The sequence below is a fragment of the Burkholderia guangdongensis genome, assembly GCF_013403875.1.
GTDB lineage: Bacteria > Pseudomonadota > Gammaproteobacteria > Burkholderiales > Burkholderiaceae > Burkholderia > Burkholderia guangdongensis.
In genome coordinates, this window is the sequence record NZ_JACBNX010000033.1 from 29,456 (window position 1) to 47,454 (window position 17,999).

Sequence of the window (17,999 nt, forward strand, 5' to 3'; positions counted from 1 at the left end):
CCGTCACGCGATCGCCGGCACCTTGCCGAACACCCGCTCGTCGATCGCGTCGGCGAGCATCGCGAACGCGCTTTCGATCTCGTTTTCCGGCACGCACGCATAGCCGAGCAGCAGGCCTGACGACGCGCGCGCGCGGTCCGCGTAGTAACCCGACAGTGGACGCGCAACGATGTTGCGCTCGAGCGCCGCCTGCGCGACCGCGTGATCGCTTGCGCCATCCGGCAACCGCATCACCAGATGCAGCCCCGCATCGCTGCCGAGCGCCTGCAGCGCGTCGCCGTAGCGGCGCGCGAGCACGTCGAGCAGCAGTTCGCGGCGCTGGCCGTACAGCGTGCGCATCTTGCGGATATGCGACACGAAATGCCCTTCCGCGATGAACTCCGCGAGCACCGCCTGCTGCAGCAACTGCCCCTCGCGATACAGCTCGGCGCTCGCGGTCGCGAAGCTCTCCGCGAGCGGCACCGGCGCGACCAGGTAGCCGACGCGCAGCCCCGGAAACAGCGTCTTCCCGAAGCTGCCGACGTAGATCACCTGCCCCGCGGTGTCGAGCCCCTGCAACGACGCGAACGGCCGGCTGCCGTAGCGGAATTCGCTGTCGTAGTCGTCCTCGATGATCCAGCAGCGGTGCTGGCGCGCGTATTCAAGCAGCATCCGCCGCCGCGCGAGGCTCATCACCATCCCGAGCGGATACTGGTGCGACGGCGTGACGAGCATCAGCTTCGGCGGCTGCGCGAGGTCGTCGGGCGTCGGCGCGATCCCTTCGTCGTCGACCGGAATCGGCCGCGTCGTCAGCCCCGACACGTTCAGCACGCTGCGCACGCCCCAGTAGCACGGATCCTCGGTCCAGATCGCGTCGCCCGGATCGGTCAGCAGGCGCACCGCAAGGTCGATCGACTGATGGATGCCGGTCGTGATCACGATCTGTTCCGGCGCGCAGCGCACCGAGCGCGACGTACGCAGATAGTCGGCGAGCGCCTCGCGCAGCAGCGCGAGCCCGCCGCCCGGCGCGTAGGTCAGCAGATCGGGGCGCAACCGCCGCCAGTACTTGTTCTGCAGCCGCATCCAGACTCGCGCCGGGAACCGCGACACGTCCGGCACGCCCGGCATGAACGCACCGCCCTGCCGCTTCGACACGCCGGCCCCCTCGATCAGCCGCGCGCCCCGCGCGGACAGCGGCCGCGCGGCCGCCGGCACGAACGCGGCACGACCCGCGGCACGACCCGCGGCGTCGGCCGGCGCGCCGACGATCTCGTCCGGCGCGCTGTCGGCGACGTACGTGCCGCGCCCGGTCGCCGACGTCACGTAGCCTTCGAGCGCAAGCTGCTCGTAAACCTGCGTGACCGTGTTGCGCGCGATCCCGAGCTCGGCCGCGAGCAGCCGCGACGACGGCACCCGTGTGCCGGCCGGCAGCTCGCGCGACAGGATCGCCTGCTGCAGCAGCCGGTGCAGCTGCCGGTAGATCGGCTGCGCGCCGCCGCTGCGCACGAGACGCTGCGCCAGCCAGTCCGACAACACGCTCGCCCGCATGATTGGCTCCTAACTATTTATCGGAATGGCTCTAAAATTCAGAGCCAAATGTGATTATAGTCGCTGCTATGGGCAGCCTGCGTGCGCCCGCTTTTCAACCCGATACAGAAAGTCAAGGAGATGACCGTGAAGAATGCCGACCTGCAGGCACGCAAGAACGCCGCGACCCCGCGCGGCGTCGGCGTGATGTGCGATTTCTATGCCGCGCGCGCCGAGAACGCCGAGCTGTGGGACGTCGAAGGCCGCCGCTTCATCGATTTCGCCGCCGGCATCGCGGTGCTGAACACGGGCCACCGTCATCCGAAGATCGTGAAGGCGATCGCGGATCAGCTGAACAGCTTCACGCACACCGCATACCAGATCGTGCCGTACGCGTCGTACGTCGAGCTCGCCGAGAAGATCAACGCGCGCGCGCCGGGCGACTTCACGAAGAAGACGGCGTTCTTCACGACCGGCGCCGAAGCCGTCGAAAACGCGATCAAGATCGCGCGCGTCGCGACCGGCCGGCCGGGCGTGATCGCGTTCTCGGGCGGCTTCCACGGCCGCACGATGATGGGCATGGCGCTGACCGGCAAGGTCGCGCCGTACAAGCTCGGCTTCGGCCCGTTCCCGGGCGACGTGTTCCACGCGCCGTACCCGAGCGCGCTGCACGGCGTGACGACCGCCGACTCGCTGAAGGCGATCGAGACGCTGTTCAAGGCCGACATCGATCCGAAGCGCGTCGCCGCGATCATCTTCGAACCGGTCCAGGGCGAAGGCGGCTTCAACCCGGCGCCGGCCGATTTCGTGCGCGGCCTGCGCAAGATCTGTAACGAACACGGCATCCTGCTGATCGCCGACGAAGTGCAGACCGGCTTCGCGCGCACCGGCAAGCTGTTCGCGATGCAGCACTACGACGTGCTCGCCGACCTGATCACGATGGCCAAGAGCCTCGCGGGCGGCATGCCGCTGTCGGGCGTCGTCGGCCGTGCCGAGGTCATGGACGCGGCGGCGCCGGGCGGCCTCGGCGGTACGTACGCGGGCAACCCGCTCGCGGTCGCGTCGGCGCACGCGGTGCTCGAGATCATCGACGAGGAAAACCTCTGCGAACGCGCGACGCAGCTCGGCGACACGCTGAAGGCGAAGCTGAACGCGCTGAAGGCCGACGTGCCGCAGATCGCCGAAGTGCGCGGCCCGGGCTCGATGGTCGCGGTCGAGTTCATCGACCCGGCGACGGGTGAACCCGACACCGATTTCACGAAGCGCGTGCAGACGCGCGCGCTCGAGCGCGGCCTGCTGCTGCTCGTCTGTGGCGTGTACGGGAACGTGGTACGGTTCCTGTTCCCGCTGACGATTCCGGAAGCCGTGTTCAACGAAGCGCTCGGCATCCTGGACGAAGTAATGAAGGAAGCGGTCGGCGTGCCGGCCTGACGGTCGATCACCCGATCTGGCCGCCACCGTCCCCCGGGACCGCGGCGGCTGTCGCATCCGCATACCGGACACCATCATGAGCACTGTTCAAGAAACTCTCGCATTGAAGGATCCGTCGCTGTTCCGCCAGCAGGCGTACATCGACGGCGAATGGCAACCCGCGCAGAGCGGCGAGACGTTCGAGGTCCGCAACCCGGCGACGGGCGGCCTCGTCGGCACCGTCCCGGCGATGGGCGCGGCCGAGACGCGCCACGCGATCGAAGCGGCGAACGCCGCGTGGGGCGCCTGGCGCAAGAAGACGGCGAAGGAACGCGCGGCAGTGCTGCGCAAGTGGTACGAGCTGATGGTCGAGAACGCCGACGACCTCGCGCTGATTCTCACGACCGAGCAAGGCAAGTCGCTCACCGAAGCGAAGGGCGAAATCGGCTACGCGGCATCGTTCCTCGAGTGGTTCGCGGAGGAAGGCAAGCGCGTGTACGGCGACACGATCCCGACGCCGGCGTCCGACAAGCGGATCGTCGTGACGAAGGAGCCGATCGGCGTCTGCGCGGCGATCACGCCGTGGAACTTCCCGGCCGCGATGATCACGCGCAAGGTCGGCCCGGCACTCGCCGCCGGCTGCCCGATCGTCGTGAAGCCGGCCGAAGCGACGCCGTTCTCGGCGCTCGCGATGGCGGTGCTGGCCGAACGCGCGGGCGTGCCGGCGGGCGTGTTCAGCGTCGTGACGGGTGACCCGAAGGCGATCGGCGGCGAGCTGACCGGCAACCCGGTCGTGCGCAAGCTGTCGTTCACCGGCTCGACGGCGGTCGGCCGCCTGCTGATGGCGCAGTGCGCGCCGACGGTCAAGAAGGTGTCGCTCGAGCTCGGCGGCAACGCGCCGTTCATCGTGTTCGACGACGCGGATATCGATGCGGCCGTGCAGGGCGCGATCGTGTCGAAGTACCGCAACAGCGGCCAGACCTGCGTGTGCACGAACCGCTTCTACGTGCACGAGCGCGTGTACGACGAGTTCGCGCAGAAGCTCGCGGGGGCCGTCGGCCAGTTGAAGGTCGGGCGCGGCACGGAAGCCGGCGTCGCGCAGGGCCCGCTGATCAACGAGGCGGCGGTGCTGAAGGTCGAGGCGCACATCGAGGACGCGCTCGCGAAGGGCGCGCGCATCGCTGCGGGCGGCAAGCGTCACGCGCTCGGCCACGGCTTCTTCGAGCCGACCGTGCTGACGGGCGTCACGCCGGCAATGAAGGTCGCGAAGGAAGAGACGTTCGGCCCGGTCGCGCCGCTGTTCAAGTTCAGCTCGGACGACGAGGTGATCCAGTTCGCGAACGACACCGAGTTCGGTCTCGCCGCGTACTTCTACAGCCGCGACATCGCGCGCGTGTGGCGCGTGGCCGAGGCGCTCGAGTACGGGATGGTCGGCGTGAACACCGGCCTGATCTCGAACGAGGTCGCGCCGTTCGGCGGGGTGAAGCAGTCGGGGCTCGGCCGCGAAGGCTCGCACTACGGGATCGACGATTACGTCGTGATCAAGTATCTGTGCCTGGCTGTCTGACTCGAAGCGCCGATGCCTGAATGACGAAGAAGGCGGCCCTCGGGCCGCCTTCTTCGTTTCCGGCCCGGGCCCGTCAGCGAAACACGCCCACCGCCTCGACGAGCCGCGTCGCCTGCTGCTTCAGGCTCTCGGACGCCGCCGCGCTCTGCTCGACCAGCGCCGCGTTCTGCTGCGTGATCGTGTCCAGATGCACGACCGCCTGATCGACCTGCGCGACGCCCGTGCTCTGCTCCGCCGTCGACGAGCTGATCTCCGCGATCAGGTCCGACACGCGCTTCACCTGCGTGACGATGTCCTCCATCGTCTTGCCCGCGTCGTCGACGAGCCGCGCGCCCGATTCGACCCGCTCCACGCTCGCGCCGATCAGCGTCTTGATCTCCTTCGCCGCGTTCGCGCTGCGCTGCGCCAGCGCGCGCACCTCGCCCGCGACGACCGCGAAGCCGCGCCCCTGGTCGCCCGCGCGCGCCGCCTCGACCGCCGCGTTCAGCGCGAGGATGTTCGTCTGGAACGCGATGCCGTCGATCACGCTGATGATGTCGCCGATCCTGCGCGAGCTGTCGGTAATCTCGTTCATCGTATTCACGACCTCGGCGACTGCCTGTCCGCCGCGCGCCGCCGCGTCGCTCGCGGAAATCGACAGCTGGTTCGCCTGCAGCGCGGTCTCGGCATTGCTCGAGACGGTCGCCGTCATCTGCGCCATCGACGACGCGGTCTGCTGCACGCTCGACGCCGCCTGCTCGGTGCGCGAACTGAGGTCGTTGTTGCCCTGCGCGATCTCGTCGCTCGCGCGCTGCACGTTGAACACCTGCTCGCTGACGTCGTCGACGAGCCAGCGGAACATCAGCCCGAGCTGGCTGATCGTGCGCAGCGTCATCCCGATTTCATCGACGCGCTCCATCCGCGCGACGCTGCGGCTCTCGCCGGTCGCGACGCGCAGCGCCTGATCGCGCAGTTGCTTCAGCGGGCGCGCGATCTGCGCGTCGAGCCACAGCCCCGCGAGCGCCGCGGCGACGGCCGTCACGCCGCCGAACGCCGCGAGCCTCACGCCCGTCAGCCCGCACGCCCAGCCCGCGACGACGACGGCCGGCGCAAGCGCGAGCCACGCCGAATGCAGCCGCGCGCGCACCGACATCGTCTGGAACAGCGATGTGAAACCAAGCAGCCCCTTGCGGACGATCAACCCCTTGTGGAAACGCTTGCTGCCCGCGCGCCCTTCGCGAAACTCGCGATAAAGCGCGTCGGCCGCGGCGATCTCGTCGCGCGACGCCTTCGTGCGCACCGACATGTAGCCCTGCGGCCGGCCGTCGCGCATCACCGGCACCGCATTCGCGCGCACCCAGTAGTGATCGCCGTTCTTGCGGCGGTTCTTGACGAGCGCCGTCCACGGCTCGCCGCCCTTCAGCGTCGACCACATGTCGGCAAACGCTTCCTTCGGCATGTCCGGATGTCGCACGAGGTTGTGCGGCTGGCCTTCGATCTCCTCGCTGGCAAATCCGCTGACCTGAATGAACGCCGCGTTCGCGTAGGTGATGTAGCTCTGCGCGTCGGTGGTCGACATCAGCGTCGCATCGTCGGGAAAATCGAACTCTTGCTGCGTGACGGGCTGGTTGTTGCGCATGTGACAGGCCTCGAAAAGGGCGAAACGCGCGGCCCGCCTGACGTCGATCGATCGCGCGGCGGACACGTTCCGGCATCGTGTTCGCCGGCATGTCGGCAACTATGTCAAAAACCTGACCCCACTATCGGGAAAACCCCCGGAAATTTTGTCGATTCGCAATCTTCATCGAATCGAACGTTCACGGATGAATTCAGTCGGTCGTTTGAAACGGACAACCGCTCGACGCAAAAAAATCGTCCGGCCCGAGGTCTCCCCCGGAACCGGACGATTTCGATTCGCGATCGCGAAACGCGCCGCTCACGTCGCGGCCGTTTCACTCACGGCGAAGCGTCAGATGCGTCAGATGCGTCAGATGCGCTCGATCGCGAGCGCGATGCCCTGCCCGACACCGATACACATCGTGCACAGCGCGAAGCGGCCGTTCGTCCGCTGAAGCTGGTACATCGCGGTGCCGACGAGACGCGCACCCGACGCGCCGAGCGGGTGGCCGAGCGCAATCGCGCCGCCGTTCGGGTTCACGCGAGGATCGTCGTCCGCGACGCCGAGCATCCGCATCACCGCCAGACCCTGCGATGCGAACGCCTCGTTCAGCTCGATCACGTCGAACTGGTCGATCGTCATCCCGAGGCGCGCGAGCAGCTTCTGCGACGCCGGCGCCGGGCCGATGCCCATCACGCGCGGCGCGACGCCCGCGGTCGCGATCCCGAGCACCCGCGCGCGCGGCGTCAGCCCGAAGCGCTTCGCGGTTTCCTCGTTCGCGAGCAGCAGCGCGGCCGCGCCATCGTTGACGCCCGACGCGTTGCCGGCCGTCACCGTGCCGTCCGGGCGCACGACGCCCTTCAGCTTCGCGAGTGCCTCGAGCGACGTCTCGCGCGGATGCTCGTCGCGCGACACGACGACCGGATCACCCTTCTTCTGCGCGATCGTGACCGCCACGATCTCCTCGGCGAGCGTGCCGTCCTGCTGCGCGCGCGCGGCCTTCTGCTGGCTGCGCATCGCGAACAGATCCTGGTCGGCGCGGCTGATGTTGTAATCGGTCGCGACGTTTTCGGCGGTCTCCGGCATCGAATCAACGCCGTGCAATTGCTTCATCAGCGGATTGACGAAGCGCCAGCCGATCGTCGTGTCGTAGATGTCGGCCTGGCGCGCGAACGCGCTCGCGGCCTTGCCCATCACGAACGGCGCGCGCGTCATGCTCTCGACGCCGCCCGCGATCATCAGCCCGGCCTCGCCGGACTTGATCGCCCGCGCTGCCGCGCCGATCGCGTCCATGCCCGAGCCGCACAGGCGGTTGATCGTCGCGCCCGGCACGACCTGCGGCAATCCCGCGAGCAGCAGCGACATCCGTGCGACGTTGCGATTGTCCTCGCCCGCCTGGTTCGCGCAGCCATAGATCACATCGTCGACGGCGGTCCAGTCGACGTCGCGGTTGCGCTCGACGAGCGCCTTCAGCGGCACGGCGCCCAGATCGTCGGCACGCACGCCGGCCAGTGCGCCGCCGTAGCGCCCGATCGGCGTGCGGATCGCGTCACACAGGAATGCTTCGGTCATCAGTGTCTCCTATCGATCAGGACGAGCGCCCGAGCGCCCGCCTTGATTCCATACAAAGTTGCCATCGAAATGGACGCACCCATTGCAGAGATCGCCCGGATGCGCTTAAATGTTCTATACGCGAACTTAAGATCGAATATCGAACGTTCGACGCATCATAGGGAGCACGGGGACTCTGTGTCAAGCGGGCCTAAAGGGGCCGGTTGGCGCGTCTGTCCCCATGCGCTATCTTCTCCGCTGCATGATATTCCGACAGCCACGATGACTGAAGATTCTCAGGCCAAACCCGGCGATTCCTACGTCCAGTCGTTCGCGCGCGGGCTCGCGGTGATCCGCGCGTTCGACGCCGCGCGGCCGGAGCAGACGCTGACCGAAGTGGCATCGGCCACCGGCCTGACCCGCGCGGGCGCGCGGCGGATCCTGCTCACGCTGCAGACGCTCGGCTACGTCGAGGCCGACGGCCGCCTGTTTCGCCTCACGCCGAAGATTCTCGATCTCGGCTTCGCGTATCTGACGTCGATGCCGTTCTGGAGCCTCGCCGATCCGGTGATGGAGCAGCTGTCCGCGCAGATCCACGAAAGCAGCTCGGCCGCGGTGCTCGACCGCACCGAGATCGTCTACGTGCTGCGCGTGCCGACACTCAAGATCATGACGATCAACCTGTCGATCGGCAGCCGCCTGCCCGCGTACTGCACGTCGATGGGCCGCGTGCTGCTGTCCGCGCTCGACGACGCGGCGCTCGACGCCACGCTCGCGCAGAGCGACATCCGCGCGCACACGCCGCACACGATCACCGATATCGGCGAGCTCAAGGCCGCGGTCGCGCAGGCGCGGCAGCAGGGCTGGGCGATCGTCGATCAGGAGCTCGAGGTCGGGCTGCTGTCGATCTCGGCGCCGATCCGCAACCGGCGCGGCCGGATCATCGCCGCGATGAACGTGAGCGGCAATGCGCAGCGGCATTCCGCGCAGCAGATGGTGGAGGAGTTTCTCGGGCCGCTGCAGCAGGCCGCGCAGACCGTGTCGGAGCTCATCGCGCGGCGCGGCTGACGCGCTCAACGCGCCAGATACCGTTCGACGAGACGTGCCCAGAACGCCGCGCCGATCGGCAGGTTGCGGTCGTTGAAATCGTACTTCGGGTTGTGGACCATGCAGCCGTCCTCGCCGACGCCGTTGCCGAGCCGCACGAACGCGCCCGGGCGCTGCTGCAGCATGAACGCGAAATCCTCGCTGCCCATCAGCAGGTCGGCCTGCTCGACGACGTTCTCGGCGCCGACGAGCTCGCGCGCGACCTCGGCCGCGAAGTCGGTCTCCGCGTCGGAGTTGACGACGACCGGATAGCCCTCGATGTACTCGACCTGCGCGGTCGCGCCGTAGCTCGACGCCTGCGCTTCGGCGAGCGCGACGATGCGGCGCTTCAGCAGTTCGCGGACGTCGGCGCTGAACGAGCGCACGCTGAGCTGGAGCTGCGCGCTGTTCGCGATCACGTTGTTCGCGGTGCCGACGTGCATCGAGCCGACGGTGACGACGGCCGGCTGCGTCGGATCGACGTTGCGCGCGACGACCGTCTGCAGCGCCATCACGATGCTCGCCGCGACGACGACCGGATCGACGGTCAGATGCGGCCGCGCCGCGTGCCCGCCGACGCCCTCGATCGTGATGATCGCCGTGTCGCCCGCCGACATGAACGGCCCGCGCCGCATCAGGAACGTGCCGGGCGCGGCGCCCGGATGGTTGTGCATCCCGAACACCGCGTCGCACGGAAAGCGCTCGAACAGCCCGTCCTTGATCATCATCTGCGCGCCGCTGTCGAGCCCGCGCTCCTCGGCCGGCTGGAAGTACAGATGCACGGTGCCCGAGAAATTGCGCGTGCGCGCGAGATGCTGCGCGGCGCCGAGCAGCATCGTCGTATGGCCGTCGTGGCCGCACGCGTGCATCTTGCCGCGCGTCGCGCTCGCGTACGGCAGGCCGGTCGCCTCGACGATCGGCAGCGCGTCCATGTCCGCGCGGATCCCGACGCTGCGCGCGCCGTCGCCGATGCGCAGCGTGCCGACGACGCCCGTCTTGCCGACGCCGCGCGTGACCTGCCAGCCCCATTGTTCGAGCCGCTCGGCGACGAGCGCGGCGGTCTCGACTTCCTCGTACGCGAGTTCCGGATGGCGATGGATGTGATGGCGGATGTCGCGCAGCGCGTCGGCGGCGGGCATCAGGTCGGCGATTTCGGTGAGAGGGGGGGCGCTCATGGGGGCTCCTGCTGGGTGATTTGTGTCCACGCGCGCAAGACGGCGCGGAAGGCGGATCAGTATATCGGGCCGAGGCGCCAGAATAAGCGACGCGCGCCCGCCTCACCCGCTATACGGGCTTCCACTAAGCACGCTCCGGCTATTTTGTCTTGATAATCTCGCACGATCGCCGGTCGGCATCCGTCCGGCGAATCGGTCAGCCCGACGCACCGACGTGCCGGGGCGGGCAACAGCGCGGCACAACCGCGATCCATCGAACTACACGAGGAGTCACAGTGAAAAAAATTCTTGCCGCCTTGACGGTTGCCCTGCTCGCCGCATCGACCGGCAGCGCCTATGCGAAGGACTGGTCGACGATCCGCTTCGGCGTCGACGCCAGCTATGCGCCGTTCGAATCGAAGGCGCCGGACGGCAAGCTCGTCGGCTTCGATATCGACCTCGGCACCGAAATCTGCAAGCGCCTGAACGCGAAGTGCGTGTGGGTCGAGAATGACTTTGACGGGATGATCCCCGCGCTGAAGGCGAAGAAGTTCGACGGCGTGCTGTCGTCGATGTCGATGACGCCGCAGCGCGAAGAGCAGATCGCGTTCTCCAGCAAGCTGTTCAACACGCCGACGCGCCTCGTCACGAAGAAGGGCGCGAGCCTGCTGCCGACGGCCGACTCGCTGAAGGGCAAGACGGTCGGCGTCGAGCAGGGGACGATCCAGGAAACCTACGCGAAGACGTACTGGGCGCCGAAGGGCGTGCAGGTCGTGCCGTATCAGAATCAGGACCAGGTGTACTCGGATCTGATCTCGGGCCGTCTCGACGCGGCGCTGCAGGACGCGGTGCAGGCCGACATCGGCTTCCTGAAGACGCCGCGCGGCACGGGCTTCCAGTTCGCGGGCGGCGATATCGACGATCCGAAGACGCTCGGCTCCGGCGCCGGCATCGGCCTGCGCAAGGAAGACACCGACCTGAAGCAGAAGCTCGACGGCGCGATCGCCGGAATGCTGAAGGACGGCACGTACCAGAAGATCGAGAAGAAATACTTCACGTTCGACGTGTACGGCAAGTAAGCCGCGGTTTCGACTGCGCAGCGACGGGCTCCGCGAGGAGCCCGTTTGTTTTTGTGCGGCGCACTCGCCGGCATCCACGGCGCGCGAAGCGTGGCGCGCGGCCGCCGGTTTGATCGCCGCGCGCCGGGCGGCGTACAATCGTTCGACCTCCGAGACACGATCGACGGCGGCCATCGGGCCGCGTCCACGCCATCATGCAAACGCTGACCCACCCGCTGATTTCCCCCGCCCTCGGCACCGAACGCCGGATCACGAGCTTCCACTACGGCCCGCGCGGCGGCGCGAAGGCCTACATCCAGTCGTCGCTGCACGCGGACGAGCTGCCCGGCATGCTGGTCACCGCGCTGCTGCGCCGCAAGCTCGCCGCGCTCGAGGCGGCGGGCAAGCTGCGCGGCGAGATCGTCGTCGTGCCGGTGCCGAATCCGATCGGCCTGTCGCAGCACGTGTTCGGCGATCATCTCGGCCGCTTCGAGCTCGGCTCGATGCAGAACTTCAACCGCAATTTCTACGATCTCGCGGCGCTCGTGCTGCCGCGCATCGAAGGGCGCCTGACGAGCGATGCGCAGCGCAACCTCGCCGCGGTGCGCGCCGCGATGCGCGACGCGCTCGGCGAGCAGGCGCCGCATACCGAGCTCGAATCGCAGCGGCTCGCGCTACAGAAGCTGTCGTACGACGCGGACATCGTGCTCGACCTGCATTGCGACAGCGACGCGGCGATGCACCTCTACACGAACCCGGAGCTGTGGGACGACGTCGAGCCGCTCGCGCGCTATCTGGACGCGCAGGCGTCGCTGCTCGCGCTGAACTCGATCGGCAATCCGTTCGACGAGATCCACAGCTTCTGCTGGTCGGAATTGCGCAGCCGCTACGGCGACCGCTTCCCGATTCCGAACGGCTCGATCTCGGTGACGGTCGAGCTGCGCAGCGAGCGCGACGTGTCGTACGAGCTCGCGGAGCAGGACGCGCAGGCGATCGTCGAATACCTGACCACGCGCGACATCATCGACGGCACGCCCGCGCCGCTGCCGCCGCTCGCGTATCCGGCGACGCCGCTCGCGGGCGTCGATCCGCTCGTCGCACCGACGCCGGGCGTGCTCGTGTTCCGCACGCCGGTCGGCGCGTGGATCGAGGCCGGGCAGGCGGTCGCCGACATCGTCGATCCGCTGACCGATCACGTCGTCACGCTGAAGAGCAGCGTGTCCGGCGTGCTCTACGCACGGCAGATCGTGCGCTTCGCGACGGCCGGCATGGAAGTCGCGCGCATCGCCGGCGCGACGCCGTTCCGCACCGGGTCGCTGCTTTCGGCCTGATTTGTCGGCCTGATTTGTCGGCCTGGTTGGTCGGCCTGATTGGTCGGCCCTCCGCTTCAGTCACGAACGCCCGCATCGCGCGGGCGTTCCGCATTTCAGCGTTCGTTTCCGCCTTCGCCGCGCCCCGCCGCGCCCCGCCGCGCCCCGCCGCTCCCCGCCGCTCCCCACCGCTCCCCACCGCACCGCACCGCACCGCACCGCCCGTCATACGCCTATTCCTAACCTGCATCGAACGTAAGCCGAAATCGGTATAACCGGGCGCGGTGCAACCGGGCATCATCCAGTGTCGCGCGCACGCCACAATCGATCCGTATGACAAGCGTTGTCACATTGATTACGTCACGCGCCGTTACATTCGCTCCCGGCCGGAATCCGAAGCGCCGCCAGAGCGCCCGGACCACCCGTAACTCGATTTCGATACTTGACTCGCTCGGAGAATCCTTTTGAACAAGAAACTGTTGACCACCGCCCTGCTCGCCGCGACGGCCGGCACCGCTCACGCGCAAAGCAGCGTCACGCTGTACGGCATCATCGATGCCGGCATCAGCTACGTGAACCACGCGAAGTCCGGCACCGGCAGCGGCAAGCTGTTCAAGTACGACGACGGCGTCGCACAAGGCAGCCGCTGGGGCCTGCGCGGCACCGAAGACCTCGGCGGCGGCCTGAAGGCGATCTTCGTGCTCGAAAACGGCTTCAACTCGGGCAACGGCACGCTGGGTCAGGGCGGCGCGATCTTCGGCCGTCAGGCGTACGTCGGCCTGTCGCAGGACGGCGCCGGCACGCTGACGCTCGGCCGCCAGTACTCGTTCTCGTCCGACATCCTCGGCACGAACTACTCGACGGGCGGCAATACCGTCGCGGGCAACTACGCGTACCACGTGAACGACGTCGACCAACTGACGTCGAGCCGCATCAACAACGCGGTCAAGTTCCAGAGCGCGAACTACTCGGGCCTCACGTTCGGCGCGTTGTACGGCTTCTCGAACACGACGGCCTTCGCGGGCGCACCCTCCACGTCGCCGAACGCGTCGTCGCGCGCGTACAGCTTCGGTGTGAACTACGCGAACGGCCCGCTCGGCATCGGCGCCGCATACACGGACATCCGCTATCCGGGCCAGGCCTCGCCGTCGTTCTCGACGACGCTCGCGAACGTCTCGACGGGCTCGATCCGCGACCTGCGCACGTACGGCATCGGCGGCCGCTATGTCTTCGGCCCGGCGACCGCATGGCTGCTGTGGACGCGCACGCAGTTCGCACCGATCACCGGCACGCAGACGTTCTACAACGCGTATGAAGCGGGCGTGAAGTACGCGCTCACGCCGGCACTGTCGGCCGCGGCGGGCTACACGTACACGAACGCGACGCAAGGCGGCAACGGCGGCCACTGGAACCAGGGCGACCTCGCGCTCGACTACGCGCTCAGCAACCGGACGGACGTGTACGGCCTCGTGGTCTACCAGAAGGCGTCGGGCAACGGCGTGCAGGCGCAGATCGGTTCGAGCACGAGCTTCTTCGGCCCGTCGGGCAACGGCACGAACAACCAGATCGCCGCGCGCATCGGCATCCGTCACAAGTTCTAAGCGTTCGCTTCAACGGCGGACCCGAACGGGACGAAGCGCCCCGCAGCGATGCGGGGCGCTTTTTTATGCACTTTTAAGTTTCACTTAAGTCCGGGCTGCGACGATGCACTCACCCCCCCTGTTGGCCGCCTGAGCATCGGCGGCTTTTTTTTGCCCTGGGCCGGCGGCACGAGCCGCCGGCCCGGACAGGATCGGAGGCAACGATGATCGAAGATACCGTTTTCAGCCATCTGTACACGATTCTCACGCACGAGCATGCGCTGCCCGTCCAGAGCTGCCGCGTGTCGATCGCGATGCAGCGCCCGTGGGGGCGACCGTACCGGCTCGTCGAGTGGACGATACAGCTCGACGCGCCCGCGCGGCGGCAGATCGTGCCCGCCGAGTCGACCGAGGCCGAGATCGCCGAAGTGGTCGCCTCGCACGTGCCGGGCCGGCTCTACGGCGACGGCCAGCTCCAGTTCTGAACGCCGTTCGCCACCCGCCGGCCATGCGGCAACCGGCCTCTTTTGACGCCGCGCCGAAGTCTGCTACGCTGCGCGTTTTCCCCTTGTCACACACGATGGAAAACGCTTTCAACGAACGCGGCGTGACGGTGACGCGCAATGGCCTGTCGGTCGCGGGGCAAGTCTTCGCATTCCGAGACATCCGCGACGTCGAGGTCGTCACGGTCTACAAGAACAAGCTCGTGCCGATCGGCATCTCGCTCGCCGGCGTCGCCGCCGCGATCGCGGGCGGCTTGTACGGTTCCAGCGCCACGCTCGTTTGCGGCGTGATGCTCGTCGTCGTCGGCTATCTCTCGTGGACCACGCAGGACGTCACGCACCGCCTGATCGTCGATACCGCCGACGGCAAGCGCGAAGCGCTGTCGAGCGTCGATCTCGATTTCGTCGAACGCGTCGCCGGCGTCGTGCGCGATGCGCGCAATGCGACGAGCGCCGCCTGACGCGCGGCCATCGTGCCACCGTCGGCCACCGCCCGCCATCGTCGGCCACCGCTTCACCACCTCACCGCCGCGCACGTCAAATCCGTTCCGACCGCCTAGTATGAAAAGATCGGCGCCCGGCGCCGCATCGTTCGAGGGGATCGGCATGAACGCTCAATTGCTGTCCGGCATGCTTCGCGCGCAGGAGCTGCTGCTCATCTCGATGGTCCGCACGCTCCCGCCCGATTCGCGCCGCGCGCTCATCGACACGTTCGCGCAACAGATCGCGTTCGCGGAGGAAGCGAACCTCGAAGCGCCCGGCGAGCGCGACGTGCACGACGCGTTCGTCACACACGGGCGCAATCTGCTGATCCGGCTCGAATCGCTGTCGTGACGCGGCGCACACGCGCCGCGCACCGTGCGTCTCCATCATCCCCGTCGCCGCGCGCGCAGACCGGCTCCGGCAGGCGCGCACGCGGCTTCGGCGCTCAGCGCTGCGCGCCGAGCGTCAGGTTCATGTGACGGTTCACGTCCTTGTACAGCAGATAGCGGAAGCGGCTCGGCCCGCCCGCGTAGCACGCCTGCGGACAGAACGCACGCAGCCACATGAAGTCGCCCGCCTCGACCTCGACCCAGTCCTGATTGAGCCGGTAGACCGCCTTGCCTTCGAGCACGTAGAGCCCGTGCTCCATCACGTGCGTCTCCGCGAACGGGATCACGCCGCCCGGCTCGAACGTGACGATGTTCACGTGCATGTCGTGCCGCATGTCGGCCATGTCGACGAAGCGCGTCGTCACCCAGCGCCCTTCGGTGCCGGGCATCGGAATCGGTTCGATATCCTGCTCGTTCGTGACGAACGCGTCGGGCGGCGCAATTCCGTCCACCGCCTGATAGCGCTTGCGGATCCAGTGAAAGCGCGCGGGCGCGTCGCTCGCGTTGCGCAGCGCCCATTCGCTGCCCGGCGGAATGAACGCGTAACCGCCCGGTTTCAGCGTGTGCTGCGCGCGCTGCAGCGTCAGGTCGATCTCGCCTTCGACGACGAAGATCACGCCTTCGGCCTGCGCGTCCTGCTCGGGCCGGTCGCTGCCGCCGCCCGGCGCGACTTCGACGATGTACTGCGAGAACGTCTCCGCGAACCCGGACAGCGGCCGCGCGAGCACCCACAGGCGCGTGCCGGTCCAGAACGGCAGGTGGCTCGTCACGATGTCGCGCATCACGCCCTTCGGAATCACCGCATAGGCTTCGGTGAACATCGCGCGGTCGGTGAGCAGATCGGTCTGCGGCGGATGGCCGCCATGCGGGGCGTAATAGGTGGTATTCGAGGGGGTCTTCGACATGGACATTCCTGGCAATTCCGTGCAGGGGAAAATCGACGATAGCGGAGTCGCGCGCGCCACACCAATTAAATGTTGCGATGGCAAGCATTCGCGTTTGCGATGGCGCGGCGCTTCGGCGCGCCGGTCAGTAGACGCCCGGCAGCAACCGCCACGTCCGCGCGAAATACGCGTCGTACTCGGCGCCGAACTGCTCGCGCAGCAGCGCTTCTTCCGCGTGCATCCGCGCGACGAGCGGCGGAATCAGCGCGGCCGCGAGCAGCACGCCGACGACCGAGCGGAACGCGAGCGCCCAGCCGAACGCGTTGACGATCAGGCCGAGATAACTCGGATTCCGAATGAATCGATAGATGCCGTCGGTGACGAGCGTGTGCCCGGGCTGGATCGCGACGAGCCCGCTGAACCGGTCGCCGAGCACGAACACCGGCCACATCCGCACCGCGCCGCCGACGACGAACAGCACGACGCCGATCCAGCGGATGCCTTCCGCGCCGATCGTCCAGAAATCGTGGCGGTCGCTCCATGCGCTCAGATACGCGGCGAGCAGGCCGAGCACACCGAAGACCGGCAGCACCCAGCGGTTCGCGCGGTCCTCGCGCACGCCGGTGCTCAGGTTGCCGCGCGTGAACAGCCCGACGATGGCGAGCGCGATCGTCACGAGCACGACGGCCATGCGCGCCGGATTCGAGAAGTACGGCGTCCAGCCGCCGAAGCCGAGAATCGGGAGCGCAAGATAGCCGGCCGTCCCGAAAACCGACAGGAACGCAAGCTTCGGACTGGGCATCATGGCGGCCTCGTGTGGCGAGCGCGGGATGTACACGAGTATAGGATGCCGCACGAAAGAAAGCCGCGCGCGCGGGATCGCGCGGCGGCAGCGTGGTTGCGGCGGCACCCGGTATCATCCCCGGGCACCACCGCCCGCGCGCACCGCCGGACGTCAGCCGCCGAGCACGGTCCGCGCGGTCGCGTCGACCGCGTCGCGCATCTTGCCGATCAGCTCGTCGATCTGCGCGTGATCGATCACCAGCGGCGGCGCGACGATCAGCCGCCCGTTCGTCGAGCGCACGATCGCGCCGAGCTCGAACCCGACCGTGCGGCTGTGCCACGTCAGCTCCGCCTCGTTCGCGAACCGCTCGCGCGTCTTCTTGTCCTTCGCGAACTGGATCGCCCCCACCGCGCCGACGCCCTGGATCTCCCCGACCAGCGGATGATCCGCGAACGCATCCCGCAGCGCCTTCTGCAGATACGGGCCCGTGTCCGTCTTCGTCCGCGTGACCAGTTGCTCGCGCTCCAGCACGTCCAGGTTCGCCAGCGCCACCGCCGCCGCGACCGGATGCCCCGAATACGTGAGACCGTGCGCGTACACGCCACCCCGCTCGACCAGCGCTTCGCCGATCCGGCGGCTCATCACCAGCCCGCCCATCGGCACGTAGCCCGACGTCAACCCCTTCGCGATGCTGATCAGATCCGGCTCGAAACCGAAGTGACGGTGCGCGAACCATTCTCCGGTCCGCCCGAATCCGCCGATCACCTCGTCCGCGCACAGCAGCACGTCGTACTGCCGGCAGATCCGCTCGATCTCCTGCCAGTAGCCGTCCGGCGGGAAGATCATCCCGCCCGCGCCCTGGAACGGCTCCGCGACGAACGCCGCCACCCGGTCCGCGCCCAGCTCCAGAATCTTCTTCTCCAGCGACAGCGCGGCCTGCTTACCGAATGCCTCCGGGCTCAGATCGCCGCCGTTCGCGTACCAGTACGGCTCATCGACGTGCGTAATGTTCGCGATCGGCAGGTCGCCCATCTCGTGCATGAACGCCATCCCGCCGAGCGACGCGCTGCCGACCGTCGACCCGTGATACCCGTTCACGCGACCGATCAGCACCTTCTTCTCCGGCTTGCCCATCAC

16 protein-coding genes are annotated in these 17,999 nt (G+C 67.9%); 9 read left to right on the forward strand and 7 right to left on the reverse strand.

The window, feature by feature from the left end; translation table 11 throughout:
* Positions 1–3 precede the first annotated feature (3 nt).
* Positions 4–1,527 (reverse strand): MocR-like pyridoxine biosynthesis transcription factor PdxR, encoded by a 1,524-nt coding sequence (gene pdxR / locus HZI36_RS25010; RefSeq protein ID WP_179405358.1) that lies wholly within the window; start codon positions 1,525–1,527, stop codon positions 4–6.
* 126 nt (positions 1,528–1,653) lie between these two features.
* Here pdxR and HZI36_RS25015 point away from each other — a divergent pair, with 126 nt between their 5' ends.
* The gene (locus HZI36_RS25015) at positions 1,654–2,937 is read left to right on the forward strand and encodes a 4-aminobutyrate--2-oxoglutarate transaminase (RefSeq protein ID WP_179405359.1); all 1,284 of its coding nucleotides are present in this window, start codon (positions 1,654–1,656) and stop codon (positions 2,935–2,937) included.
* A 76-nt stretch (positions 2,938–3,013) separates the two neighbouring features.
* Positions 3,014–4,483, forward strand: a complete 1,470-nt coding sequence (locus HZI36_RS25020; RefSeq protein WP_179405360.1) for an NAD-dependent succinate-semialdehyde dehydrogenase — start codon at positions 3,014–3,016, stop codon at positions 4,481–4,483.
* Between the two features lie 73 nt (positions 4,484–4,556).
* On the opposite strand, the gene HZI36_RS25025 is transcribed toward HZI36_RS25020, so the two are convergent.
* Positions 4,557–6,101, reverse strand: coding sequence for a methyl-accepting chemotaxis protein (locus tag HZI36_RS25025; RefSeq protein WP_179405361.1), 1,545 nt, complete (start codon positions 6,099–6,101; stop codon positions 4,557–4,559).
* 348 nt (positions 6,102–6,449) lie between these two features.
* Entirely contained in the window at positions 6,450–7,652 is a 1,203-nt protein-coding gene (pcaF, locus tag HZI36_RS25030) for a 3-oxoadipyl-CoA thiolase (RefSeq protein ID WP_179405362.1), read from the reverse strand.
* Positions 7,653–7,913: 261 nt separating this feature from the next.
* Between pcaF and HZI36_RS25035 the strand changes: the two genes are divergently transcribed.
* Positions 7,914–8,699 (forward strand): IclR family transcriptional regulator, encoded by a 786-nt coding sequence (locus HZI36_RS25035; RefSeq protein ID WP_179405363.1) that lies wholly within the window; start codon positions 7,914–7,916, stop codon positions 8,697–8,699.
* Between the two features lie 5 nt (positions 8,700–8,704).
* On the opposite strand, the gene HZI36_RS25040 is transcribed toward HZI36_RS25035, so the two are convergent.
* Positions 8,705–9,892 carry a M20 aminoacylase family protein gene (locus tag HZI36_RS25040; RefSeq protein ID WP_179405364.1) on the reverse strand — a complete coding sequence of 396 codons (1,188 nt, stop codon included), beginning with the start codon at positions 9,890–9,892 and terminating at the stop codon, positions 8,705–8,707.
* A 275-nt stretch (positions 9,893–10,167) separates the two neighbouring features.
* On the opposite strand from HZI36_RS25040, the gene HZI36_RS25045 reads away from it, so the two are divergent.
* From HZI36_RS25045 to HZI36_RS25070, 6 genes are all read left to right on the forward strand, one after another.
* Positions 10,168–10,950, forward strand: a complete 783-nt coding sequence (locus HZI36_RS25045) for a lysine/arginine/ornithine ABC transporter substrate-binding protein (RefSeq protein ID WP_179405365.1) — start codon at positions 10,168–10,170, stop codon at positions 10,948–10,950.
* Between the two features lie 194 nt (positions 10,951–11,144).
* On the forward strand, positions 11,145–12,260 hold the full coding sequence (locus HZI36_RS25050) for a succinylglutamate desuccinylase/aspartoacylase family protein (RefSeq protein WP_179405366.1): 1,116 nt from the start codon (positions 11,145–11,147) through the stop codon (positions 12,258–12,260).
* Positions 12,261–12,703: 443 nt separating this feature from the next.
* The gene (locus HZI36_RS25055) at positions 12,704–13,840 is read left to right on the forward strand and encodes a porin (protein ID WP_179405367.1); all 1,137 of its coding nucleotides are present in this window, start codon (positions 12,704–12,706) and stop codon (positions 13,838–13,840) included.
* A 203-nt stretch (positions 13,841–14,043) separates the two neighbouring features.
* Complete coding sequence (locus tag HZI36_RS25060) at positions 14,044–14,304, forward strand: DUF2866 domain-containing protein (protein ID WP_179405368.1); 261 nt, start codon at positions 14,044–14,046, stop codon at positions 14,302–14,304.
* Between the two features lie 95 nt (positions 14,305–14,399).
* Positions 14,400–14,783: a DUF6232 family protein gene (locus HZI36_RS25065; RefSeq protein ID WP_179405369.1), complete on the forward strand. Its 384-nt coding sequence runs from the start codon at positions 14,400–14,402 to the stop codon at positions 14,781–14,783.
* 145 nt (positions 14,784–14,928) lie between these two features.
* Positions 14,929–15,156, forward strand: a complete 228-nt coding sequence (locus HZI36_RS25070; protein WP_179405370.1) for a hypothetical protein — start codon at positions 14,929–14,931, stop codon at positions 15,154–15,156.
* 94 nt (positions 15,157–15,250) lie between these two features.
* Here HZI36_RS25070 and HZI36_RS25075 read toward each other — a convergent pair whose 3' ends face one another.
* The 3 genes from HZI36_RS25075 to HZI36_RS25085 form a co-directional block, all read right to left on the reverse strand.
* The gene (locus tag HZI36_RS25075; RefSeq protein ID WP_179405371.1) at positions 15,251–16,099 is read right to left on the reverse strand and encodes a bifunctional allantoicase/(S)-ureidoglycine aminohydrolase; all 849 of its coding nucleotides are present in this window, start codon (positions 16,097–16,099) and stop codon (positions 15,251–15,253) included.
* 124 nt (positions 16,100–16,223) lie between these two features.
* Positions 16,224–16,883 (reverse strand): methyltransferase family protein, encoded by a 660-nt coding sequence (locus HZI36_RS25080; protein ID WP_179405372.1) that lies wholly within the window; start codon positions 16,881–16,883, stop codon positions 16,224–16,226.
* Positions 16,884–17,033: 150 nt separating this feature from the next.
* Positions 17,034–17,999, reverse strand: a 966-nt coding sequence (locus HZI36_RS25085; RefSeq protein ID WP_179405373.1) for an aminotransferase class III-fold pyridoxal phosphate-dependent enzyme, incomplete at its 5' end; no start/stop codon positions are given.